Raw genomic sequence first — 21,817 nt, 5'->3', positions numbered from 1 at the left:
TGAAACCCGGCAGGGTGAGTGGGCGCCAGTGGAGCATGCGTATCGTTAAAGACACGTAAGCCGAGGGCTGCCGGGCAGGCCCCCGCACAGGCCGGCGAAGGCGTGGTTTCCGCCATGGCGGAAAGGCCCGGTTGGTATCGCCGGCCGGGTCCCTGCGCCTGGATCGTCATTCGCGCAGGCTGAACGCCACCGGCACCCGCGCCCAGGCACGCACGGCCCGGCCGTCCACCACCGCAGGCTGGAACAGCCAGCCGGCCAGCACCTGCTCGACCGCGCTGCGATCGAGCAGGAGGTAGCCGCTGCCATGTTCCACCAGCACCTGCACCGGTTTGCCGTTCTCGTCCACCAGCACCCGCAGCATCACGGTGCCCTGCATGCGCTGCTGCAGGGCGCGGGTGGGGAAGTGCAGCGGTGCCGAACGGTAGGCGAGGGTAGCCTCGACCGGCGTTGTTCCGGTCGCGCTGCCGGCCGCGTCGCCGGCGGGCTGCAGGGTGGGTGTGCCGACCGGTGGCGCAGCGAGCCTGCCTTCGTCACTGGGCACGACGGCCGGCGTGGTGACCGGCAGCGGCCGTGGGTGGACGACGACCGGCGCCGCCGGCGGATGCGGACGCGGCAGCATTTCGATCGGTGGCGGGGGTATCGGCGGCGGCGGATCGATGAAACGGACCAGCTGCGCCGGAACCAGCGACTGCGGCAGCCGCAACGGCGTCGGCGCAGTGGGTCGCGAGGCGACCAGGATCACAGCGAGATTGAGGGCGACCGCGACGCTGATGGCGGCGATGCGGGCACGGTCGGGGTGGGTGCGACGGAATACGGCCAGGCTGGCGGACGACATGGGCGACCTCCTGACATCGTTGGGGTTGTCGCGGCGCTCACGCTGCACGGGCAGGGGGATCGTGTCGCCGCGACTGCAGCGTATGCCCGCCCAGAGCAGGGGCGCAAGTAGACGGCTGGACGGCCATATTGCGGATGGCGCATCCGCGAGGCCGGCAAAAAAGAACCCCGCCGGGGCGGGGTGGAATGCGGGTGCAGGGGGGAATGGTTGCACCCACGCACTTTCAGTATTGCCATGCACCCGGCCGTCCGACGTGGATGCAGCGTGAAAGCCGTTTTCACGCGCTGCGCTCGCCGCCGGCGCATCGGCCCTGCAACAATCGGCTCCCGGCGGCGGGCCGGGACGGCAGGCGGGGAACGGCGATGAACATGGTCAGAGGGGCGGGCGTGGCGACGCTCGCGTGTGCGGCATGGCTGGCCGGCACGCCGGCGCGGGCTGCCGACATTTCCTGCAGGATGGATTTCCAGCTTTCCGGCTGGTCGGTGTTCTACAAGACCGCCAGCGGCAGCGGCACGGTCCATTGCAGCAACGGCCAGAGCCTGAACGTGAAGCTGCGCGCCAAGGGCGGCGGGCTGACCTTCGGCAAGACCAGGATCACCGATGGCGTCGGCAAGTTCAGCGGCGTCAGCGACGTGCGCGACGTGCTGGGCCATTACGCGAATGCCGAGGCGCACGCCGGTGCGGAGAAGTCGGCCGCGGCGCAGGTGCTGACCAAGGGCAGCGTCTCGCTGGCGCTCAGCGGCAAGGGCGAGGGCTGGAACCTGGGCGTGGCGTTCGGCGCATTCATCATCGAATGACGTGACGGCGTGCCGGCGCGGCCGTGCGTCGTGTATGCAAGCGCCGGTGCGCCCGCTAAGGTAGGCGGGAACCAGGCCCGGGAGCCATGCCATGCCCGCCCCATCCGTTGCGGCGATTCCCCGCTACAGCTTCGGCGACGAGCTGGCCAGCAGCATCGTGCACGGCCTCGGCATCGCGCTCAGCATCGCCGGGCTGGCGACGCTGGTGGCGTTCGCCGCGCTGCACGGCAGCGCGCTGACCGTGGTGGCCTGCGCGGTGTTCGGCACCTCGCTGGTGCTGCTGTACACCGCCTCCACGCTGTACCACTCGATTCCCGTGGCGGCCGCCAAGCCGGCGCTGCGCGCGCTCGACCACATCGCGATCTACGTGCTGATCGCCGGCACCTACACCCCGTTCACCCTGGTGGCCTTGCCGGGCGCGTGGGGCTGGAGCCTGTTCGTGGCGGTGTGGGCGCTGGCGCTGGCCGGCAGCGCGCTGGAGCTGGGCCTGCTCGGGCGCTACCGCAAGCTGGCGGTGCTGCTGTACGTGGGCATGGGCTGGATCGGCATGGTCGCGTTCAAGCCGCTCAGCGAGCATCTGCAGACCGGCGGCACCGTGCTGCTGCTCGCCGGCGGGTTGGCCTATACGCTGGGCGTGCCGTTCTACCTGTGGCGGCGGCTGCCGTACCACCACGCGCTGTGGCACGTGTTCGTGCTGGCCGGCAGCGTGCTGCACTTCCTCGCCGTGCTGCTGTACGTGATTCCCGACCCGGCGTGAGCATGCCGCCGAGCCTCGCCGCCCTGCGCCGCGAACTGGAGGATGCGGCCACCCACCTGGGCCGGCCGCACGAGTTGCGCTTCCAGCCGATGTTCGGCGGGCTGATGGCGTACCTCGATGAAAAGCCGTGCGCGTGGCTGACCCCCGGCGGGCTGGCCTTGAAACTGGCGCCGGCCGATCAGCCGGCGCTGTTGCGGATCGAAGGCACCGCGCGACTGGTCGCCAAGCCCGGTGCGGCGCCGAGCCGGCACTACATCGTGCTGCCCGCCGCGCTCAGCCGCGACACCGCGCGGCTTGCCGGCTGGCTGGCGAAGAGCGCGCGGCGCTGAGGGTCACGGTTTCTGCCGGGCCGGCACGAACTGCGTGCGCACCGCCTCGGCCAGTTGTTCCGGCGGCAGCAGGCCCTGGCCGATCACGAAATCGTTGAAGGCCATGCGGTCGAACTTCGGGCCCAGCGCCAGCTCGGTCTGCAGGCGCAGCTGCTGCAGGCGCAGGTAGCCGTAGAAATACGCGGTGGCCTGGCCGGGTGAGCGGAACGTGTAGCGGCCGATCTCCTGCCGCGCCATCGCCTCGGACAGGCCGACGTCGTGGACCAGCACCTGGTGCGCGCGCTCGGGCGTGATCAGGCCCAGGTTGAGCATGGGATCGAGCCACGCGCGCGCGGCACGCAGCAGGCGCGCCTGCAGTGCGGCGAACTGGCCGGCCGGCGGCTCGTAGGGCAGCATCTCGGACTCGGCGTACAGCGCCCAGCCTTCCACGTTGACGCTGTTGAACGCAAACAGGCTGCGCGCCAGCGACACGCCGCGCTCGACCATCGCCGCGAACTGCAGCTCATGGCCGGGCCGGCCCTCGTGCGCGGTGAGCGTCCACGCCGCCGCCTTGAAGGTGAAGTCGTCGTAGGCCTGGGTCTTGTCGCCGTTCGCTGCCGGGTTGCCCATGGTCAGCACGAAGGTGCCCTGCTCGCCGTGGTTGTTGATGAACGGCGGCGGATCCATGTGCGGCGCCGGCTGCGCCGCGGATTCGGCTTCCGAGGCAAGGCGCATCTGCATCTTGCGCTGCGGCAGGGTGACGATGCGTTCGCGGCGGATGGTGTCCTCGATGTGGCCGAGCACATCGTGGTACCACGGCGTCACCTGGTCCTTGCCCAGCTGCTGCCGCTTCAGCGCCTTCAGCACGTCGCGGTAGTCGGTGGCGTCGATGCCTTCGGCCTTCGCCACCACCGGCGCCAGCACCTGCATCATGCCGCGCAGCTCGACGAACTCCAGCTGCGCCTGCTCCAGCAGTTGCTGCGGCGGGATGTCGATGCCGACCCGGCGCAGGTTGTAGGCGTACAGCGGCTCGGGCAGGCGGAAGTCGCTGCGGGCGCGCGGCAGCACGGTGCTGCGCACCCAGCCGTCGTACGCCTTCAGCTGCGCATCCAGCGCGTCCAGCGCGGCCTTGCCCGCGGCGTCGTCCAGCCGGTACTTGGCGAACAGCTGGCGGATGCCGTCCACGTAGCGCGAGGTGTTGGACAGCTTCTGCTCCACTTCGCCCTGGTACGGGCCGAGCAGCGCCTTGTCGCCGAGCCGGGCGATGGTCTGCGCCTTCGCCAGCTCGGCGATCGGCGTGCAGCCGGGCGCCTTGCCCACGTAGCACTGCAGCCGCTTCAGCGCCGAGGGGTGGCGCGCGGCGGGCACGCCGTCCTTCAGCAGGCTGAATTCGCCGCCGAACACCAGTGCGCCGACGTCGGTATACGGCAACAGGTACTTGCGGTCGAGGTCGATGCCCTCGATCTGTTCGGCGGCGGCCTTGATCAGGATCTGCAGGTCCTGCCGCACGTTGGCGTCCCGTTCGTTGGCCAGCAGGCCCTGGAGTTTCGCTTTCGCCGCGACCAGCGCGGCGCGCGAGCGCTCGTCCACGCCGGGCTGGAGGTCGGCGACCTTGTCGTCGTAGCCGGACACGCCCACCTGCGAGGCGAACTCCGGGCGGAAGCGGGCGATCTGCTCGAGCAGGATCTGCGAGTCGGCATTGCTGCGCGCGATCCATGCCGGCGGTGCGGCCTGGGCATGCAGCGAACCGGTCGCCGCCAGCAGGGCGGCGAAGGCGAGGGCGAGGCGTCTGGACATGGTGTTCTCCCTGGGGAAGCCCAAGCCTAGGCCGTGGCGCGTCCCGGAGGCATGTGCCGGAAGCTCAGCCGAACAGCATCGCCAGCCCGAACAGGCCGACCATCACGAACGAAAGGACCAGTTTCACCAGGGTGCCGAACAGCAGGCCGAGCCAGGTGCCGATGCCGACATGGGCCGAGCGCAGCACGCTGGTGCCGGAGGCCAGCTCGCCGGCCAGCGCACCGAGGAACGGCCCGAACAGCAGGCCGGGGATGCCGAAGAACATGCCTACAAAGGTGCCCATCCCGGCGCCCCACAGGGCCCGCTTGCTGGCGCCGACGCGCCTGGCGCCGAGCGTACTGGCGACGAAGTCGACGATCACCCCGAGCGTGCCCAGCGCGCCGATGGCCAGCAGCCACCACAGGCCCAGGTGCCGGTAGTCGTCCACCGCCGCGGCCAGCCAGATGCCGCCGAACAGCATCGGGATGCCGGGCAGGGTCGGCAGCACGGCGCCGGCCAGGCCGCCGACGATCAGCAGCGCAGCGAGGATGTAGAGCGCGATATCCATCGGGCGGATTCCGTGGCGGGGTCACGGCATTGGAGCATGGGAACAGAAGTGAGTGGAGAGGAGTGAGAAGCGAGAGAAAGCACAGCGCGCGGCTTTTCTCTCACTTCTCACTCCTTACTTCTCACTCCTCGCTCTCGCCTATCGCTCCACGAACGCCCGCTCGACCACGTAGTCGCCCGGCTCGCGCGTGCGCGGCGAAGCGTGGAAGCCGCGGCCGTCGAGCAGGGCGCACAGGTCGTCCAGCATCGCCGGGCTGCCGCACAGCATCACGCGGTCGGTGTCCGGGTTCAGCGGCGGCAGGCCGGTGACCTTGCCCATCGCGCCGTCGACGATCGCGTCGGTGATGCGGCCGTGGTTCTTGAACGGCTCGCGCGTCACGGTGGGGTAGTAGATCAGCTTCTCGCGTACCAGCTCACCCAGGTAATCGTGCTGCGGCAGCTGGTTTTCCAGGTAGTCGGCGTAAGCCAGGTCGTCGACCCGGCGCACGCCATGGGCCAGCACGATCCGGTCGAAGCGCTCGTAGGTGTCCGGGTCGCGGATGATGCTCATGAACGGGGCCAGCCCGGTGCCGGTGCCGAGCAGGTACAGGTGCCTGCCGGGCTTGAGGTCGGTCAGCACCAGGGTGCCGGTGGGCTTGCGCGTGACGATCAGCGGGTCGCCGGGCTTGAGGTGCTGCAGGCGCGAGGTCAGCGGGCCGTTGGGCACCTTGATCGAGAAGAACTCCAGGTGCTCCTCCCAGCTGGCGCTGGCGATGGAGTAGGCACGCATCAACGGGCGGCCCTCCTGCTCCAGGCCAATCATCACGAACTGGCCGCTGTCGAAGCGGAAGCCGGGGTCGCGCGTGGTGCGGAAGGAGAACAGGCTGTCGTTCCAATGCCGCACGTCGATCACGTGCTCGGTTGCCATTGCCACCATGGTCGGTCGTCTCGCGTTGTTGCAGTATCGGTGCCGGGGAGTCGCACGCCGGGCCATCCGGCAGGCCGGAGATGGAGACTCGCGGGGAGAGCGGCCATGCCGCGGTGCCTTGCGAGCGCCGGGAGGAACGCGGCGACGGTTGCCTAGGATACGCGAGCGGCCGCGAACGCGCCCGTGTCCAGGCGCGATCGCGAGGCGATCTGTGCCATCTTGCCGCGCCATCAGCCATCGTGGGGGCGGCGCGACGAAGTGCCGGTTCTGTGACCGGCAACCGTTCCTGGGGGCAAACAAGGCGCTGTACTACGCCGGTGATCGTTCTGGTACTACATCGACAGCGGCCGGGGACGACAGCAAGAACAGACTTGGACTGCAGCGCTGAAACTGCGCATACTCCATCGTCGCCGATGATCCAGTGCGCGAGGGCCGGATCGCGATGGGCACCAGGGGGATTTCGCAGCGCGCCGATGGCTGGCGTGCGGTGGTTCTTGCTGGTGGCTTCGGGGACGGATGATGCCGGTCATGCTCGGCCAATCCAAGGCGGTCCAGGCGGTGCGCGTGCAATTGCAGCGCTACGCCGGCTGCGACGTGCAGGTGCTTATCGAGGGTGAGACCGGTACCGGCAAGGAACTGGCGGCACGGGAGATCCACTACGCCAGTGCGCGCCGCGACCACCCGTTCGTTCCGGTCAACTGCGGCGCGATTCCCGACAGCCTGATCGAGAACGAGCTGTTCGGGCACGGCCGCGGCGCCTTCACCGACGCCAAGGCCGCCCAGCCCGGGCTGGTCGACCATGCGCGCGGCGGCACGCTGTTCCTCGACGAGGTCGACACGCTCTCGGACAAGGGCCAGGTGACCCTGCTGCGCTTCCTGCAGGACAACGAGTACCGCCCGGTGGGCGGCGGCGCGGCGCGGGTGTCGGACGCGCGCATCATCGCCGCCACCAACGCCAGCCTGGAGCGCCAGGTGGCGGCCGGCCGCTTCCGCCGCGACCTGCATTACCGGCTCAATGCCTTGTATCTGCGGCTGCCGCCGTTGCGTGAGCGCGATGACGACGTGGCCCTGCTCGCCGGGCATTTCGTCGATGCCATCGCCGCGCGGCTGCGGGGGCCGGCCAGGCGGTGGGGCGAAGACGCCTTGCAGGCGCTGCTGGCGTATGCGTGGCCTGGCAACGTGCGCGAGCTGGAGAATGTCGCGCTGCGCGCCTACCTGGGCACCGAAGGCGGCATCATCGGCTTCGCCGAGCTGGTGGCGGCGGAGCCGGCGTTCGCCGGCACCGAGTCGCTGGCGCGGCGCCGCGCCAGCGAGCCGGATCTCGGTTTCAGCGCGGCCAAGCTGCATGCCATCCGCAAGTTCGAGCACGACTATCTCACCCGGCTGATGCAGCAGGCCTGCGGCAACATCAGTGCCGCCGCCCGCCTGTCCGGCACCGAGCGCCGCCAGCTCGGCAAGCTGCTGCTGAAGCACGGCATCGAGACCAAGCAGTTCCGGCCACACTGATTCCACGGCTCCGGGTACAAACCCTCCCACCGCGCCGACGAAACGGGTCATCGCTGACCCGGTGATTTCGAGCCAGGCTGCCAAGGGTCCTTGTGGCGGCCCATTCGATCGCCTTTTCGCGATGGCATGCATGTTGCCTCGATCCCCCCGCACGTGTGCGGAACAGCGTCCCGCCACTGGGGTTCGGAAGGCCGGTTGCCAGCGCCTTGTCGATCGGCTGCCCCAGAGTCGGTACCGATGTCCTGGAAATCGACGGTGCGTCGATCGCCAGGCCACCCGAACCAGTCATCCAGGAGGCCCGTCATGAATTCCGAGCAATCCGTTCGACTGCAAATCAAGGTCAAGTTCAGCGACCAGGGCAAGACCTCGCCGTTGCAGGCCTACGCCTTCACCGGACAGGGCAGGCTGCTGGGCAGCGGGGTCGTGGAAAATGGCGCCGCCACGGTGGAAGTGCCCGCCGAACTCGATGGGCGCATGCTGGAGGTGATACTCGGGCCGCGTCCGGGGGAAGGCCAGACGATGCCCACCGCGGCCTCCCTCAGGCGCATGGGTGGCTATGCCAAGTCGACGCGGCTGCTGGTGAAAGAGCCCGTGCTGGATGTGAGTATCCCCAGCGTCATCTTCCCGAAATGGTGCCTGTGTTTCGTGCGGGGGCGGCTGGTGAAGCGTTTCACCATGCCGGACGGCAGCACCAGGGAACTGCCGGTTTGCCACGCCCGTGTGCATATCTGCGAGGTCGACCGCATACCACTGGTGATCGGGAAACTGCCCGATCACGACATCCTGCGCTTGCGCGGCGATTTGCTGGACAGGCTGCGGGTGGTGCCCCGGCCGTTTCCGCCCGGCCCGGGGCCCGGGCCGCTCGACGGGCTGATGCAGGCACGCGCCGCGAGTCGTGTGGCGCCCGCCGCGGCGCTGAACGCGGCGCCGGTGGTGCAGCATCGTGTGCAGGCGGATTCGGCCGTGGATCCGATGGCCATGATGGCCTCCGCGCTGGCCACTTCCCATTCGGTGGCCCACGCCCGCGCCCAGCTCGTCGGGCTTTCCAGTTTCATCGCCGTCCATCTGTGCGACCTGGTGTATCTCTGGGCCTACTTCCAGGTGGACTGCCTGACCACGGTGGACGCCGATGACGATGGGCGGTTCGGTGCGCTCATCTTCCACGACTGCGCGGATCATCCCGACCTGTATTTCTGGGTCGAGCAATTCCAGGGCGGTGCATGGACCACCGTGTACCGCCCCGGCATCGGCTGCGGCACGTACTGGAGCTATGCCTGCGGCACCGAAGTCGTGCTCAACCTGCCGCGCGCCGTGGCTTGCGAGGAGCCGCCTTACGACATTCCGCCGGGCGTCACGCTGTTCGTGCTGCCCTACGCCATTGCGAATGCGCCGATCTGGGGCATTCCGCCCGGTGCGCCGCCCGCGCCCGCTGGCTGGGTACGGCCCGACGGCCTGATCGACTACCAGACCGGCACCTCGCTGGGCTGGCTCCACGACGCACCGTTCGGCGGCACGCTGAACTTCATCCACGACGACTCGTATTTCATCCCCTCCAGCGGCATCAAGTACTACCGCTATGCCTACCGTCGCTGGAACGTCACGCCGAACGCCGGTGCGGACGACCCGACCTGGACGCCCATCAATACGCCATTGGCGCGTGGCTACCGGATGGAGTATTCCGACCGGCTACCTACCTATGAAAGCTATCCGGTGGGCCCGGCCACGCTCGGTGCGCACAGCGGCCTGTTCGAATTCAAGCCGCAAACCCCGCCGGCGCGCGGCACCGACCCGGCCACCGTCGTCGCGCGCGAATGGACCAGCGGCAACCTGAGCGAAGTGGGGGCGAGCTGGAACACCCTGCTCGCGGCCCCGCCGCTGTCGGCCGACAACGCCACCGACGACGCCGGCGATTTCGAGATCAAGATCGAGGTATTCGATCCTGCAGGCAACCAGGTCATGCCCGGTGCCGGCAGCTTCCGCTTCCTGGCGCGCAATGCCGACGGCACCACCACCCGCCTGTCCACGGCGGCCGAAGAAGCGGGTGGCGCCTATGTCCTGCGCGTGCACGTGGACAACAACGGTGTGAGTGCCGACCTGCCGCAACCGAGCATCGGCGGCGTGGCGGCGAGCGACGATTGCGGCTTCCTGCGTTATCAGGCGGGCGACCTGGTGCATGTACGGTACCTGGCGGCCCATCCCAACCAGCGTGCCGTGTTCGGCTTCGGCATCACGCGCGGGTCGAACGGCATGCCCACGGCTTCGACGCTGGCTCCCTATGTCGAAGTGGCCGCGGCCAGTGCGGCGACGACCAGCGCGCCGTACATCAAGGCCGCCGGGTATTACCAACGCGATTTCATCCCCGCGGAACTGGTCGGCGGCTGCGTCAACGCCGCCTTCGCCGCCAGCCTGTACGTGTACGGCAAGGCGACCAACGGGTACGAGCGTCTGGGGCTCGATGCCTCGAGGCTGATTGCATTTGCCTTGGCCGAGCAGCGAGCCGTCCCGCACCCGTAAACGGACCGGGGCCTGCCCCGGCAGGCCCCGGAGCGGGAAGGGTGGGCAGTGCGGAGCGAGGTCGCAGGCAATCGTCGGGAGGAGGCTGGCATGGTCCGCGGCGTCCGGCGTGCGTGCCTTCCGGGCCGGGTGCAGTTGCTCCCGCTGCGCCTGCAAATCGGGTCGGTTTTGACCCGGAGATTCCGCCATGTTCCGGGCCAAACCGCGGCCGCTGTTCATTCCATCGTCTCCGGCGGCTGGCATGTTCGTTGCCTGAACCCTCACGTATGCAAGAGAGGTGTCATGACCAAGCAACCGTGCACCAGGGCGGCAGTGGAAGACGAAGGCGAGATCGAGCGTTCGGTGCTCGCATATCTGCATCGCCACCCGCAGGCGGCCGACACGCTCCGCGGCATCGTCAACTGGTGGCTGCCGCGGCAGCGTTACGAAAGCGGCTGTTGGCGCATCGAGCACGTGCTGGACCGGCTGGTGGCCGAGGGGTTGCTGCATCGCGACGAGTTGCCCGATGGCGAAGTGCTGTATGCGCTGAACAAGCACACGAAACCGCCGCAGCCGCATTGACTGCGACACGAATTTTCACGACGGAGGACCGATCCCATGCCATCTGCGCTCACCTATCCGGGCGTCTACATCGAGGAAATTCCCAGCGGCGTGCGCACCATCACCGGAGTGGCCACGTCGATCGCCGCCTTTGTCGGCCGCGCCGCGCGCGGACCGACCGACGCCGATGCGGAAAGCCCGGTGACCATCAACAGCTACGGCGACTTCGAGCGCAATTTCGGCAAGCTCGATCCGACCTACCCGATGGGTTACGCGGTGCGCGACTTCTACCTCAACGGCGGCGCCCAGGCCGTGATCGTGCGGCTGTACAAGGCCAACGGCGGCAAGCCGGCCAAGGCGGCGATCAAGATCGCGAACCTGCCGCTCGAGGCCGCGTCGGCCGGCAGCTGGGGCAACCAGCTGCGCGCGCGCGTCGACTACGGCGTATCCGCCGACATCGCGGCGCGTTTCGGGCTGGCGACCACCGACCTGTTCAACCTGACCGTACGCGACGTGGCCAGCGGCGCGCAGGAAAGTTTCCTCAACCTCACCGTCAAGGAAAGCCCGCGCCGCGCCGACCGCGTGCTGAAGGCGGGTTCGTCGCTGGCGCGCGTGGCGGCGTCGCTGACGCTGCCGGCCACGACCGTGCCCGCGGCGCATCTCGATCCCGATCCCGGCAAGACCGTGTGGGAGCAGGACAAATCCTCCACCGGCGTCGCACCTGCCGACCAGGCCGCCGATAGCGCGGTACTGGACGACGCGGCGTACCTGGGCAGCCCGGACGCGAAGACCGGCCTTTATGCGCTGAAGAAGGCCGACCTGTTCAACCTGCTGTGCATTCCGCCCGACCTGCGCGGCGGTAACACCGCGGTCACCGTGTACCAGACCGCACTGGCGTTCTGCGTGGATCGCCGCGCGCTGCTGATCGTCGACGCGCCCGCCGAATGGAGCAGTGCCGGCGCGATCACCCAGTCCAGCAACGCGGCGCTGACCGCGCTCGGGCTCAACGGCGATGCCGCACGCAACGCCGCGCTGTATTTCCCGCGGGTGATCGAATCCGACCCGGTGCGGCAAGGCCAGCTCGACAGCTTCGTGCCCTGCGGCATCGTCGCCGGCGTGATGGCGCGCACCGATACGCAGCGCGGCGTGTGGAAGGCGCCGGCCGGCATCGACGCGGCGCTGAACGGCGTGCAGGGGCTTGCCGCCACGCTCAACGACGCCGAGAACGGCATGCTCAATCCGCTCGGCGTGAACTGCCTGCGCAGCTTCCCGCTGGTCGGTCCGGTGCTGTGGGGTTCGCGCACGCTGCGCGGCGCCGACCTGCTCGCCGACGAATACAAGTACGTGCCGGTGCGCCGGCTCGCGCTGTACATCGAGGAAAGCCTGTTCCGCGGCACCCAGTGGGTGGTGTTCGAGCCGAACGACGAGCCGCTGTGGTCGCAGATCCGCCTCAACGTGGGCGCCTTCATGCAGAACCTGTTCCGCCAGGGCGCGTTCCAGGGCAAGACGCCGAACGATGCCTACTTCGTGAAGTGCGACAAGGAAACCACCACGCAGAACGACATCAACCTCGGCATCGTCAACATCGTGGTCGGCTTCGCGCCGCTCAAGCCCGCCGAGTTCGTGGTCATCCAGCTGCAGCAGATGGCCGGCCAGATCCAGTCCTGAGGAAAACGCCATGGCTCAGTTCAGCGTCAATGCGCAGCGTTTCGATCCGTACAAGAACTTCAAGTTCCGGGTCAAGTGGGACGGCCGCTACGTGGCCGGCGTCAGCAAGGTCTCCGGGCTGAAGCGCACCACCGAGGTGGTCAAGCACCGCGAGGGCGGCGACCCGAGCAGCACGCGCAAGTCGCCCGGGCGCACCGAGTACGAGGCGGTCACCATCGAGCGCGGCGTCACCCACGACACCGAGTTCGAGAAGTGGGCGAACAAGGTGTGGAACTTCGGCGCCGGGCTCGGCGCGGAGGTCTCGCTGAAGGACTTCCGCAAGGATCTGATCCTGGAGGTCTACAACGAGGCCGGCCAGCTCGCACTCGCCTACAAGCTGTACCGCTGCTGGGTGTCGGAGTACCAGGCGATGCCCGACCTGGACGCGAACGCGAATGCGGTGGCGATCCAGCACCTGAAGCTCGAGAACGAGGGCTGGGAGCGCGACGTCGGCGTGTCGGAGCCGGCCGAGCCGAGCTTCACCGTGCCCGCCGTCTGAGCGCCATGCGCACGCCCACGCCCGCGCAGCTGCTGCAGGTCTGGGAACGCGGGGGCGACCCGTCCGCCGCGGCACGCGGGCTGCTGCTGCTCGGCTGCAGCTGCGACGAATACTCCGCCGAAGCGCGGGCGGCGCTGCCGCTGGGCCGGCGCGACGCGCTGCTGCTCGAGCTGCGCGAACGCCTGTTCGGCGCCGAGATCGCCGCGGTGGCGAGCTGCCCGGCATGCGCGGCCGCAGTCGAGGCGACGTTTCGTTGCGACGACCTGCGGCTGGCGGAGCCGGATGCCGCAGCGCCCGTGCTGGAACATGCCTCGCACGGTGGTATCCGCGTGCGGTTCCGCCTGCCCGACAGCAGCGACCTGCTGGCGCTGGAGCAGTGCGGCGATGCCCAGGCGGCGCGCGGCCTGCTGCTCGAACGCTGCGTGCTGGCCACGGAGGGAGGCACCGGATCGCGCGATGTGCGCGAGCTACCGTACGACGTGCAGATGGAGATCGCGCAGGCGATGGCCCGGGCCGATCCGCAGGCCGACCTGCAACTGGCCTTCCGCTGCCCGGACTGCGGTCACGGCTGGCAGCCGGCGTTCGATGTCGCGCGCTTCCTGTGGCAGGAACTGCACGCGTGGGCGCTGCACATGCTGCGCGACGTGGACACGCTGGCATACGCCTACCACTGGCGCGAGGCCGACATCCTCGCGCTGAGCCCGCGCCGCCGCCAGGCCTACCTGGAGCTGTGCGCGCCATGAGCGACTTCCTCGACCGGCTGGCGGCAAGGGCGATCGGCAGCGAGACGGCGCTGGCGCCGCGGCTGCCGTCGCTGTTCGAGCCGCTGCGGCGCGCGCCGCTCATGCCGCCCACCGACGCTGGCGAGATGCCGTCACGTCGTCGCGAGGGGCCGCCTGCGACCGAAGCGGCACCGCCCGAAGCGCCGGCGCGCTTGCCGAATGCCGCTTCGCGGATCGAGCCGGATGCCTCGCGCAGCGCGCCGCACGAGCGCCTCGCGGCATCCGCGCCGGCACCCGCCGTCGCGGATGCACCGCGTAGCACAATATCGCCGCCGTCGCCGATGCCGGGCGCCGCGACGCAGGCTTCGTCGCCCCTCACCGAACGCGTCGGGACGCCGCGGTCCGTCTCGGCGCATCCGGCAGAAGTCGCGCCGCCGCCGGTGCCGCCGCGGCGGACGCGCATCGCCCCGGCCCGGCTCGAGACGGCGCCGCCGTCGCCGCCAAGCGGCGTCCTGCTGCCTCCGCACGCGCCGGTGTTTGCCGCGCCGCGTGCCGCGACCGCATCCGCGCGGCGCGATGGCGCCGCCGCACCGCGCGCCGGCGCGGCGCAAGCCGGCCATGGCGGCGCAGCGGCGAGCGAGCCGGCCGTGCACGTCAGCATCGGCCGCCTCGAAGTACGTGCTGCGCCGCCGGCCAGCGCGCCGCCGCGACGCCGCGACGGCCCGCAGCCAGGCAGCCTCGACGACTACCTGCGCCAGCGCGGCGGCAAGGCCTCGCCATGAGCAACGTGCTGGCCATCGCCGCGACCACGCGCACGCTGCGCAACCTGCTGCTGGCGCAGATGCCCGTGCTGGATGCCGAGCTGAGCGACTTGGAGGTGACCCTGCAGCCGCCGGACGTGGCGCGCAAGGGCGTCAGCAAGGCGCAGCTCAACCTGTTCCTGTACCAGGTGGTGGCGAACGCCGCCTGGCGCAACCTCGACATGCCCGGCCAGGTGCATGCCGGCGAGAGTGCGCCGCCGTCGCTGGCGCTGAACCTGCACTACGTGATTACCGCGTGGGGCCGCGGCGAGAACGACAACGACGCCATCAGCCATCGCGTGCTGGCCGCGGCGATGAGCACGCTGCACGACCGCGGCGTGCTCGACGGCAACGACATCCGCAACGCGCTGCCGGGCAACGACCTCGCCGGCCAGTTCGAGCGCGTGCGCATCACGCCGCTGCCGCAGGGCGTCGACGAGTTGTCCAAATTGTGGACGGCCTTCCAGACCAACTACCGCACGTCGGCCGTCTACGAGGCGGCGGTGGTGCTGATCGACAGCCAGGCCGCGGTGCGCGCGCCGTTGCCGGTGCTGCGGCGTGGCCCGCAGGATCGCGGCGTGATCGCCACGGCGTCTGCCGCGGCGGCACTGGACACGTTGAGCTATCCGCGCGCGCAGGCAGCCGTGCGGCTGGGCGAGGATCTCGTGCTGGGCGGGCGCCAGCTCACCACCAATCACGCATTGGCCCGCTTCAGCAGCCTGCGCCTCGACGCGCCGGTCGAGATCGCACCGCTGGCGGGCGACGACGCCAGCTTGCGCGTGCACCTGGCGAACACGGCCGAGGATGCCGATGCCGCGTCGCGCTGGGCACCGGGCATCTATACCGTGGCCCTGCAGGTGCAGCCACCGGGACTGCCGCCGCTGCTCAGCAACGAACTGCCGCTGGCGCTGGCGCCGGTCATCACGCTGAGTCCGCTCGCCGCGCCGGCCGGCGACCTCACCTTGAACCTCACCTGCATGCCGCGCATCCGCCACGGGCAGCGGGTGTTCCTGTTGTTCGGCGATCGCCTGCTGGTGCCGCAGAGCATCGGCAATCCGGCCGATCAGCATCAGCCGAGCGCACTGGTATTCCACGTGCCGGGCGTGGCGGCGGGTACGTATGTGGTGCGCCTGCGCGTCGATGGCGCCGACAGCATCCCGGTCGACTTCAGCGGCAGCGTGCCCGCGTTCGCCGCCAACCAGCAGGTCGCGGTGACATGAACGACTACGCGCAATGGCTGGAAGCGAACGATCGTTACCTCGCCGCGGCGCTGGCCGAGCTGCGCGCACGCCTGCAGCGCGGGGCGCAGCGCCACGACGAAGCCGCCGCGCCGTCGCCTGCACCGCTGGCCACCGCCCTGATGGAAGCGGCGCCGGCGGTGAACGCGCCGGCCGCGCCGAAACCTTCCTGGCTCGCGCGGATGTTCGGCGGCACGCACGGGCATGCACCGCTGAGCGCGGCGGAACTGGACGCCATCGAGCCGCCCGCGCCGCGGCCGATCGTCGCCGTGGCGCCGGAAGGCAGCGCCGCGGCCGACACGGGCCCGCCGGTCGACCCCACGGCCGGCCACGGGAACACACCCGCGCTGGCAATTCTCGCCAGCCGGCTCGGCCTCACTGCGTTCGAGCGCGACCTGCTGCTGCTGTGCATCGGCATGGAACTGGACACCCGCTTCCCCGCGCTCTGCGCGCAGGCCCAGCACGATCCGGGCAAGCCGTATCCCACCTACGCGCTGGCGTTCGCGGTGCTGGATGCGCCGAGCTGGGACGCGCTGTCGCCCGAGCGCCCGCTGCGCTACTGGCGCCTGCTGGAGATCCACCAACCCGGCGCGCAGCCGCTGATCGGCGCGGCACTGGGCGCGGACGAGCGCGTGGTCAACTTCGTCAAGGGCCTGAACTACCTCGACGACCGCCTCACGCCGCTGCTCACCGCGTTGCCGCCGGCGACGCTGCCGCCCTCGCAGCAGGCACTCGCCGAGCAGCTGCTGGACAACCTGCGCCACGTGCCGCCGGGCGAGCCGATGCCGGCGGTGCAATTGCTCGGCAGCGACGGTGTGAGCAAGCAGGCCGTGGCGCAAACGATTGCCGCCGCATTCGGCGCGCAGGCGTACCGGCTGTCGGCCGAGCTGCTGCCCGCCGCGGTGGGCGAGCAGGAAACCCTGCTGCGGTTGTGGCAGCGCGAAAGCCAGCTGCTGCCGCTGGCGCTGTACCTCGATGCGGCCGAGGTCGAGCGCGGCGACGCTGCCGCGGCGCTGGTCAAGCGCTTCCTCGCACGCGCCGGCGGGCTCAGCTTCGTCGACGCGCGTGAGCCGTGGGCAGGCGCCACGACGCGCGCGCTCAGCATCGATGTGGCCAAGCCCACCGCGGTCGAGCAGCGCACGCTGTGGCAGCGCCTGCTCGGCGCCGCCGCGGGCGCCCAGCCGCAGCAACTGGCCGGCCACTTCGATTTCAACCTCAACCGCATCGAGCAGATCGCGCATGTCGCGCTGGCGGCGGTCGCGGACAAGCCCGAAGCGCTGGCGCAGACGCTGTGGCAGGGTGCGCTGGCGCATACGCGACCGGCACTGGACCAGCTCGCCCAGCGCATCGAGCCGAAGGCGGGGTGGGATGACCTGAAGCTTCCCGACAGCGAAAAGGCCCTGCTGCGCCAGATCGCCGACCAGGTCGCCCAGCGCAGCACCGTCTACGACGACTGGGGCTTCCGCGCGCGCATGAACCGCGGCCTGTCGATCAGCGCGCTGTTCACCGGCGAGAGCGGCACCGGCAAGACCATGGCGGCCGAAGTGCTGGCGCGCGAGTTGGGCCTGTCGCTGTACCGCATCGACCTGTCGGCGGTGGTCAGCAAGTACATCGGCGAGACGGAAAAGAACCTGCGCAAGCTGTTCGACGCGGCCGAGGGCGGCGGCGCGATCCTGTTCTTCGACGAGGCCGACGCGCTGTTCGGCAAGCGCAGCGAAGTGAAGGACAGCCACGACCGCTACGCCAATATCGAGGTGAACTACCTGCTGCAGCGGCTGGAATCGTTCCGCGGGGTGGCGATCCTGGCCACCAACATGAAGGGCGCGCTGGACGGCGCCTTCCTGCGCCGGCTGCGCTTCGTCATCAACTTCCCGTTCCCCGGCGTGGCCGAGCGCCGCGCGATCTGGGCCTCGGTGTTTCCCCCGCAGGCCGCGGTAGGCGCGCTGGACCTGGAGCGGCTGGCGCGCTTCGCGCTCACCGGCGGCAGCATCCAGGGCATCGCGCTCAACGCCGCCTTCATGGCCGCCCAGGCTGGCGTGCAAATCGGCATGCCGTTACTGCTCGATGCCGTGCGCGGCGAGTACCGCAAGCTCGACAAGCCGGTCAACGAAGCGGATTTCCGCTGGCTGGCAAGCGCCGGAGGCCACTCGTGAGCATCGAGCTGCACATCGAACGGCTGGTGATCGACGCGGCGCTGCTCGGTGGCGAACGCGCCACCGATGTGCGCGCGACGCTCGAGCGCGAACTGGGGCAACAGCTGGCACAAGCCGGCGCCATCGACACGCTGCATAGCCTCGGCACGGTAGCCGCGCTGCCGCCGATGACGTTGCCAGCGGCCGTGCGGCTGCACGAGCCGTTTGGCGCCCGCGTCGCTTCGGCCGTGCGGCAGAGCCTCGGCCTCAACACCACCATGCACCACGGGGGAGCATTGCGGCATGGCTGAGCGCAGCGCCACTGCGGAACGCAAGTCACCCGCTGGTCAAGCGACGCCAGCCGGCGTGCTTCGCCGCAAGTGCGCGTGTGGCGCGCATGTGCCCGGCGGTGGTGAATGCGAGTCCTGCAAGAAGAAACACGCGGGTCTGCGGCGTTCGGCGCAAACGTCGAATCCACCCGCCGCGCTGCGGACTGCCGATCCACTGACCGCTTCACTGATGCGCTCGCGCTTCGGCGAGGATTTCTCGCGCATCCGCGTCAATGGCGCCAACGTGCCCATGGCGAGAGCAAACGACGGCGGCAGGGAGATGGATATCGACGTGCGCACGGTGCGCCATAACGCGCCCGCCCGCCTGGGCGCGCTGCAGCAGGCAGGCGAGCGGACGAAGGAGAACGAAGGCGCAGGCGCAGGCGGCATCATGCGCACGGCACAGATCATTCCACCACCGCCTGGCGTCACGGGTCCGGTGCGCTCCGGTTCCGGCTCGGGCGGCTGCAGCTTCGCGATCGACTACGAGAACGTCAGGAACACCGGTTGTGGCGCGAGCTGCGGTGCGCAGATCGAGTACGACGTAACCGGCGTGACCGCGACCGGGAGCGGTTGCCCGCCCACGCTCAACGGCTTGCGTGTCACCGAATCGGTAACCACCGACAACGGCTGCGGCCCCGGTGGCGTGACCACCGGTGCGGGCTGTCCGATCGAGGAGCATCCGCCGCTACTGCCCGGCCACGGCATCATCCGCAACTGCCACGACACTTACGCGCTGTGCGGGCCGGCCACTGCCTTCGGTGCGACCGGGTGCACCGAAACCTATACGCAGAAGCTGTTCGTTGGTGGCGCGCTGGCCGAGACGCGGGCGATCCGCTTTGTCATCACCAGGTCGGGCAGCAGTTGCTCGGGCACGGTTACGCGTACCTGAGGGAACGCCATGAACACGCCCCCACCTCGATCCGATGGCCCGTCCGCCTTCACCCCAAGGCAGGCCGCCGCGTATCTGCGCGGGCAACACCACGTGGCGTTGTGCCTCATCGAAAACGGAGCCGCGCCCCATGACTGGCAGGCGTCGTCGTACACAACGCCGGAAGCGTTATTGGATTCCCTTGTCGCGGTCGTGCCCGAGTACGCGTGGACCGCGATAGACGGCCGGTGCGTATTGCATCCGCGTCAGGACATCTGGCGCGCGCCGCTGTCGGGCGAAGCGTTTCGGGGGCCGCGCCTGCAGACGGCGCAGGCTTATGTCGAGTTTCTGCGCGGCAATGCGCCGGAGATGGCCGATCTGGTGCCGCCACTGTTGAAAGGCGATCCCGCCGCAGCGCTGTACACGGCCACGGTGTCGATACGTGCAAACTGCAGCGCGCTGCAGGGACTGGTCGATTTGCTCGGTCCTGATCCGTCGATGGTGTTCGCCATCGAGCGTCAGGATGCCAACCGGCGGGTGCTTTTTTTCGAGCGGGTGGATATGGGGAGAGGGCACCATGAGCACGAATAGCCCCCTCGTCCGCATGCAGCCGCCGAATGCAACCCTCTCGGCGACGAGCCTGCGCCGCAAATGCGCCTGCGGCACGCATACGCCGAACGGCGGCGAGTGCCGGGATTGCGCGAGCAAGCGACTGCAGCGCAGCGGAGCCGGTGGAAGCCCGTCCATGCTCGCTCCCCCGCTCGTGCACGACGTGATCGCCTCCCCCGGCCGGCCGCTCGACCTCGCCACCCAGGGCTGGATGGGATCGCGCTTCGGCAGCGACTTCAGCCGTGTGCGCGTGCACGACGATGGCCGCGCCGCCGAATCAGCGCGCGCGGTGGGCGCGCTGGCCTACGCCGTCGGCAGCCATGTCGTGTTCGAGGCCCACCAGTACGCGCCAGGCACGCCGGCGGGCCGCCGCCTGCTCGCCCACGAACTGGCGCACACGCTGCAGGATCCCGGCGCCGGCGGCCTGCATGCATCGCTGGCGATCGGCCGGCCTGACGACGCTTCTGAAATCGCCGCCGACCGCGCCGCCGATGCGGTGATGCGGGGCGAGCGGGTCTCAGTTTCGCCCGGCGGTGGCGGTTTGATGCGCCGACAGATGCGCGGCTGCGCCGCCAGCGCAGGGGAGAGCCCGGACGTGCGCAAGGTGCATTGCCCGGACGGCTCCGACTACCGGGTGACGATGACGGCCACCGACGGGCCGAACGTGCCTGGCTTCCACGGCTCGGTCACGCCCGGCGCCAGTCTCAAGGAAATCTGGCTGGACATCTCCCTGTGCAAGGGCAACATCCAGGTGAACCTGCAGCCGGGCGTGGACCTTCCGCAGGCGCTCGGCTCGGTGGTCGCCAACATGGTGGCGGGCTCCGATGCGCTGAAGGGCGTTGCCATCAATCCCGAGCTGAAGATCACCTTCATCCAGGGATCGAGCTTCACGGTGTCGCTCGTACCGTCGGTCAAGCTGGACGAGAAGGGCCTTGCCGGCGCCGGTGGGTCGGTGGAGGTGCAGACCAAGGACGTGACTGTGAAGAGCGGCGTGAATTGCGACCCGCGGGCGGGGTCGTGCATGTTCACCATCGACATCGGTGGCGGTGCGGCATCCAAGGACGTCGACTGCCACAAGAAAGGCAAGCAGAAGCTGACCTTCAACTGCGAGAAGATCAACCACGTGCCGGCGGTACCGGAAGTGCCGGAGCAGAAACAGACGGATGTCCAGACCCGCTACGTGTTCTTCCGGCACGCCAGGCACGAGGTGCGCAAGGATTTCCGGCTGCCGACCGACATCCAGGCGTTGAACGAACAGGGTTACCGGGTCACCTCCATCAAGGGCTATACCTCGCCCGAGGGGCCGCGCGGCACCGAACACGCGCCGCAGTTCGAGGGCAACGTGGCGCTGGCCGTCGAGCGGGCGCAGGCGGCACACGATTGGCTGGCGGACCCGAAGGTGTGCGCCGGCTGCGACTTGTCGGGCGCGGCGCAAAGCGGCGAAAGCGAACTGCCGCCCGAACAGGGCAAGCAGGAGCCCGAGCCGAAGGGGCCAGCCATGGAGCACGGGGCCGTGGATGAGTTCCTCGGCAAGACCGGCACGCCCGACCCGTTGGCGCCGGCCGACCCGGCGGAGCGCACGAAGTTCGAACGCCAGTCTTTCGGCAGGCAACGCGAACAGGCGTACGAGCTGATGCGCCGTGCGGCCATCGTGCTGGAGCGCACGCGGGTCGTGCGCGAACGCCAGCCCGGTGTTCCGGCGCACGACGAACCCGGCGCCGTCGAATGCAGCACGGAGGTTCTGGAGGCGGCCCAGAAATCGTTCGGCATAAAGACCCCGGGGCCGTTCAATTTCGACACTCCGGGGAAGCATTGATGGATACCTTGCCATGAACATCTTCGATGGCCTCTACGGCTACGAGAAGCTGATGCTGGTCTGCGGCTTCGTGCTGTTCGTGTTCGCGCTGGCGGCGATCACGGTGATGATCGTGCAGCGGCGCGATTTCAAGATGGCGATGGGGCTGATCGTGTTCGCGATCGTGCTGATGGGTTTTCCCGGCATCCAGGCGGTGAAGTTCAGCCAGGACACGGTCGAGCTGGACCGCATCCGCGCGCAGCCGCAGGCCCCTGCCGACCCGGCGCAGAAGCAGCAGGCGCAGCGGGTGCTGGCTGACCTGGAGCGACGCGCGACCGGCAATCCGCAGCTGCAGGCGCAGGTATCGGACGGCTATCGCGCGATCGGCGAAGTGGACAAGGCGTACCGGCTGGCGCAATCGGTGCTGCGTGAAAAGCCCTCGGCACAGGTGCAGGCGACCCTGGTGCCGGTACTCACCGCGAAATTGAACCAGGTGCAGGCGGGAGTGCCGATCGCCGCGCCCGTGATGCCGGCCGCAAGTGCCGGTTCGGCCGTGGCGGCGACGCCCGCGCCTACGGCGGCAGGCACCGCCTCGGCCGCGCCGCCAC

General features: G+C 69.6%; 21 protein-coding genes. 17 read left to right on the top strand and 4 right to left on the bottom strand.

Annotated elements, in window-relative coordinates; all coding sequences use genetic code 11:
* Positions 1–166 precede the first annotated feature (166 nt).
* Positions 167–835, bottom strand: a complete 669-nt coding sequence (locus tag RHOFW104R8_RS02540; RefSeq protein ID WP_068097169.1) for an energy transducer TonB — start codon at positions 833–835, stop codon at positions 167–169.
* 368 nt (positions 836–1,203) lie between these two features.
* Between RHOFW104R8_RS02540 and RHOFW104R8_RS02535 the strand changes: the two genes are divergently transcribed.
* From RHOFW104R8_RS02535 to RHOFW104R8_RS02525, 3 genes are all read left to right on the top strand, one after another.
* Entirely contained in the window at positions 1,204–1,632 is a 429-nt protein-coding gene (locus RHOFW104R8_RS02535) for a hypothetical protein (protein WP_068097172.1), read from the top strand.
* Positions 1,633–1,723: 91 nt separating this feature from the next.
* The gene (locus RHOFW104R8_RS02530) at positions 1,724–2,389 is read left to right on the top strand and encodes a hemolysin III family protein (RefSeq protein ID WP_068097175.1); all 666 of its coding nucleotides are present in this window, start codon (positions 1,724–1,726) and stop codon (positions 2,387–2,389) included.
* A 2-nt stretch (positions 2,390–2,391) separates the two neighbouring features.
* The gene (locus RHOFW104R8_RS02525) at positions 2,392–2,718 is read left to right on the top strand and encodes a TfoX/Sxy family protein (protein WP_235604283.1); all 327 of its coding nucleotides are present in this window, start codon (positions 2,392–2,394) and stop codon (positions 2,716–2,718) included.
* A 3-nt stretch (positions 2,719–2,721) separates the two neighbouring features.
* On the opposite strand, the gene RHOFW104R8_RS02520 is transcribed toward RHOFW104R8_RS02525, so the two are convergent.
* From RHOFW104R8_RS02520 to RHOFW104R8_RS02510, 3 genes are all read right to left on the bottom strand, one after another.
* Positions 2,722–4,494: a DUF885 domain-containing protein gene (locus tag RHOFW104R8_RS02520; protein WP_068097180.1), complete on the bottom strand. Its 1,773-nt coding sequence runs from the start codon at positions 4,492–4,494 to the stop codon at positions 2,722–2,724.
* Positions 4,495–4,558: 64 nt separating this feature from the next.
* Complete coding sequence (locus RHOFW104R8_RS02515; protein ID WP_068097183.1) at positions 4,559–5,041, bottom strand: DUF456 domain-containing protein; 483 nt, start codon at positions 5,039–5,041, stop codon at positions 4,559–4,561.
* 138 nt (positions 5,042–5,179) lie between these two features.
* Complete coding sequence (locus RHOFW104R8_RS02510) at positions 5,180–5,956, bottom strand: ferredoxin--NADP reductase (protein WP_068097186.1); 777 nt, start codon at positions 5,954–5,956, stop codon at positions 5,180–5,182.
* Positions 5,957–6,475: 519 nt separating this feature from the next.
* Here RHOFW104R8_RS02510 and RHOFW104R8_RS02505 point away from each other — a divergent pair.
* The 14 genes from RHOFW104R8_RS02505 to RHOFW104R8_RS02440 form a co-directional block, all read left to right on the top strand.
* Positions 6,476–7,453, top strand: coding sequence for a sigma 54-interacting transcriptional regulator (locus RHOFW104R8_RS02505; protein WP_235604273.1), 978 nt, complete (start codon positions 6,476–6,478; stop codon positions 7,451–7,453).
* A gap of 303 nt (positions 7,454–7,756) precedes the next feature.
* Positions 7,757–9,967, top strand: coding sequence for a hypothetical protein (locus RHOFW104R8_RS02500; protein ID WP_068097189.1), 2,211 nt, complete (start codon positions 7,757–7,759; stop codon positions 9,965–9,967).
* Between the two features lie 282 nt (positions 9,968–10,249).
* Positions 10,250–10,528 (top strand): hypothetical protein, encoded by a 279-nt coding sequence (locus tag RHOFW104R8_RS02495; protein WP_068097192.1) that lies wholly within the window; start codon positions 10,250–10,252, stop codon positions 10,526–10,528.
* A gap of 36 nt (positions 10,529–10,564) precedes the next feature.
* On the top strand, positions 10,565–12,175 hold the full coding sequence (locus RHOFW104R8_RS02490) for a phage tail sheath C-terminal domain-containing protein (RefSeq protein ID WP_068097195.1): 1,611 nt from the start codon (positions 10,565–10,567) through the stop codon (positions 12,173–12,175).
* Positions 12,176–12,185: 10 nt separating this feature from the next.
* Complete coding sequence (locus RHOFW104R8_RS02485; RefSeq protein ID WP_068097198.1) at positions 12,186–12,713, top strand: phage tail protein; 528 nt, start codon at positions 12,186–12,188, stop codon at positions 12,711–12,713.
* Between the two features lie 5 nt (positions 12,714–12,718).
* Positions 12,719–13,456, top strand: a complete 738-nt coding sequence (locus RHOFW104R8_RS02480; RefSeq protein WP_068097201.1) for a hypothetical protein — start codon at positions 12,719–12,721, stop codon at positions 13,454–13,456.
* Entirely contained in the window at positions 13,453–14,217 is a 765-nt protein-coding gene (locus RHOFW104R8_RS02475; protein WP_068097205.1) for a hypothetical protein, read from the top strand. Before RHOFW104R8_RS02480 ends, RHOFW104R8_RS02475 begins: the two co-directional genes overlap by 4 nt.
* Entirely contained in the window at positions 14,214–15,455 is a 1,242-nt protein-coding gene (locus RHOFW104R8_RS02470) for a DUF4255 domain-containing protein (protein ID WP_068097208.1), read from the top strand. Before RHOFW104R8_RS02475 ends, RHOFW104R8_RS02470 begins: the two co-directional genes overlap by 4 nt.
* Positions 15,452–17,626, top strand: coding sequence for an ATP-binding protein (locus tag RHOFW104R8_RS02465; RefSeq protein ID WP_068097211.1), 2,175 nt, complete (start codon positions 15,452–15,454; stop codon positions 17,624–17,626). The genes RHOFW104R8_RS02470 and RHOFW104R8_RS02465 overlap by 4 nt, the downstream gene beginning before the upstream one ends.
* Complete coding sequence (locus RHOFW104R8_RS02460; RefSeq protein WP_068097214.1) at positions 17,623–17,916, top strand: hypothetical protein; 294 nt, start codon at positions 17,623–17,625, stop codon at positions 17,914–17,916. Before RHOFW104R8_RS02465 ends, RHOFW104R8_RS02460 begins: the two co-directional genes overlap by 4 nt.
* A complete protein-coding gene (locus tag RHOFW104R8_RS02455) occupies positions 17,909–18,826 on the top strand; it encodes a hypothetical protein (RefSeq protein WP_068097217.1) in 918 nt (305 codons plus the stop codon). The genes RHOFW104R8_RS02460 and RHOFW104R8_RS02455 overlap by 8 nt, the downstream gene beginning before the upstream one ends.
* Positions 18,827–18,835: 9 nt before the next feature.
* Positions 18,836–19,396 carry a hypothetical protein gene (locus RHOFW104R8_RS02450; RefSeq protein WP_235604274.1) on the top strand — a complete coding sequence of 187 codons (561 nt, stop codon included), beginning with the start codon at positions 18,836–18,838 and terminating at the stop codon, positions 19,394–19,396.
* Positions 19,397–19,550: 154 nt separating this feature from the next.
* Positions 19,551–21,230, top strand: coding sequence for a DUF4157 domain-containing protein (locus RHOFW104R8_RS02445; protein WP_068095883.1), 1,680 nt, complete (start codon positions 19,551–19,553; stop codon positions 21,228–21,230).
* 13 nt (positions 21,231–21,243) lie between these two features.
* Positions 21,244–21,817, top strand: a 574-nt coding sequence (locus RHOFW104R8_RS02440) for a hypothetical protein (RefSeq protein ID WP_068205422.1), incomplete at its 3' end; no start/stop codon positions are given.

This window comes from Rhodanobacter sp. FW104-R8 (genome assembly GCF_001617365.1).
Classification (GTDB): domain Bacteria; phylum Pseudomonadota; class Gammaproteobacteria; order Xanthomonadales; family Rhodanobacteraceae; genus Rhodanobacter.
This window is presented reverse-complemented; position numbering and strand designations above follow the sequence as displayed.

Excerpts from the sequence above, each read along its gene's own strand:
- RHOFW104R8_RS02540 (WP_068097169.1), bottom strand. The coding sequence starts at position 835 with ATGTCGTCCGCCAGCCTGGCCGTATTCCGTCGCACCCACCCCGACCGT.
- RHOFW104R8_RS02535 (WP_068097172.1), top strand. The coding sequence starts at position 1,204 with ATGGTCAGAGGGGCGGGCGTGGCGACGCTCGCGTGTGCGGCATGGCTG.
- RHOFW104R8_RS02530 (WP_068097175.1), top strand. The coding sequence starts at position 1,724 with ATGCCCGCCCCATCCGTTGCGGCGATTCCCCGCTACAGCTTCGGCGAC.
- RHOFW104R8_RS02525 (WP_235604283.1), top strand. The coding sequence starts at position 2,392 with ATGCCGCCGAGCCTCGCCGCCCTGCGCCGCGAACTGGAGGATGCGGCC.
- RHOFW104R8_RS02520 (WP_068097180.1), bottom strand. The coding sequence starts at position 4,494 with ATGTCCAGACGCCTCGCCCTCGCCTTCGCCGCCCTGCTGGCGGCGACC.
- RHOFW104R8_RS02515 (WP_068097183.1), bottom strand. The coding sequence starts at position 5,041 with ATGGATATCGCGCTCTACATCCTCGCTGCGCTGCTGATCGTCGGCGGC.
- RHOFW104R8_RS02510 (WP_068097186.1), bottom strand. The coding sequence starts at position 5,956 with ATGGTGGCAATGGCAACCGAGCACGTGATCGACGTGCGGCATTGGAAC.
- RHOFW104R8_RS02505 (WP_235604273.1), top strand. The coding sequence starts at position 6,476 with ATGCTCGGCCAATCCAAGGCGGTCCAGGCGGTGCGCGTGCAATTGCAG.
- RHOFW104R8_RS02500 (WP_068097189.1), top strand. The coding sequence starts at position 7,757 with ATGAATTCCGAGCAATCCGTTCGACTGCAAATCAAGGTCAAGTTCAGC.
- RHOFW104R8_RS02495 (WP_068097192.1), top strand. The coding sequence starts at position 10,250 with ATGACCAAGCAACCGTGCACCAGGGCGGCAGTGGAAGACGAAGGCGAG.
- RHOFW104R8_RS02490 (WP_068097195.1), top strand. The coding sequence starts at position 10,565 with ATGCCATCTGCGCTCACCTATCCGGGCGTCTACATCGAGGAAATTCCC.
- RHOFW104R8_RS02485 (WP_068097198.1), top strand. The coding sequence starts at position 12,186 with ATGGCTCAGTTCAGCGTCAATGCGCAGCGTTTCGATCCGTACAAGAAC.
- RHOFW104R8_RS02480 (WP_068097201.1), top strand. The coding sequence starts at position 12,719 with ATGCGCACGCCCACGCCCGCGCAGCTGCTGCAGGTCTGGGAACGCGGG.
- RHOFW104R8_RS02475 (WP_068097205.1), top strand. The coding sequence starts at position 13,453 with ATGAGCGACTTCCTCGACCGGCTGGCGGCAAGGGCGATCGGCAGCGAG.
- RHOFW104R8_RS02470 (WP_068097208.1), top strand. The coding sequence starts at position 14,214 with ATGAGCAACGTGCTGGCCATCGCCGCGACCACGCGCACGCTGCGCAAC.
- RHOFW104R8_RS02465 (WP_068097211.1), top strand. The coding sequence starts at position 15,452 with ATGAACGACTACGCGCAATGGCTGGAAGCGAACGATCGTTACCTCGCC.
- RHOFW104R8_RS02455 (WP_068097217.1), top strand. The coding sequence starts at position 17,909 with ATGGCTGAGCGCAGCGCCACTGCGGAACGCAAGTCACCCGCTGGTCAA.
- RHOFW104R8_RS02450 (WP_235604274.1), top strand. The coding sequence starts at position 18,836 with ATGAACACGCCCCCACCTCGATCCGATGGCCCGTCCGCCTTCACCCCA.
- RHOFW104R8_RS02445 (WP_068095883.1), top strand. The coding sequence starts at position 19,551 with ATGCTCGCTCCCCCGCTCGTGCACGACGTGATCGCCTCCCCCGGCCGG.